Source organism: Streptomyces exfoliatus (assembly GCF_000725545.1).
In the GTDB taxonomy this organism is placed as follows: Bacteria; Actinomycetota; Actinomycetes; order Streptomycetales; family Streptomycetaceae; genus Streptomyces; species Streptomyces exfoliatus.
This window is the reverse complement of record NZ_JNZP01000106.1, coordinates 1-318: the sequence shown is the minus strand read 5'-3', so window position 1 is coordinate 318 and position 318 is coordinate 1. Positions and strand designations below refer to the sequence as shown.

Genomic DNA, 318 nt, shown 5'->3' with positions numbered 1-318 from the left:
GCTGTCCAGCTTCCGCGCGCAGAGGGCTGCCCAGCGCGGTCAGCCCGGATTCGCCGTCCTGCTGGGACGGGACCGCGTCTACTTGCGCTGGCCGGAGTTTGAGGACGGCGAGGTCTTCCTGATGGAGCTCGGGCTGGATGGACGGCGGTTGCGGATGGTCGAGATCGGTCACGACGGCGGTGCGGTCAGGACGAGCGTCGAGGACTGGCCGTTCAACGCGCCGTTCGATCTTCGTGATCCGCAGTACGTGGCCATGGAGATCGGCCCTGATGACTTCGAGGCGGCATGGCAGCGAGCACATCGACCGCCCGAGGGTTG

At 67.3% G+C, this 318-nt stretch carries 1 pseudogene; it reads left to right on the top strand.

Features of this window, described 5'->3' with window-relative positions:
- Positions 1-318, top strand: a pseudogene (locus tag IO20_RS0134310) (hypothetical protein); the annotation flags it as partial.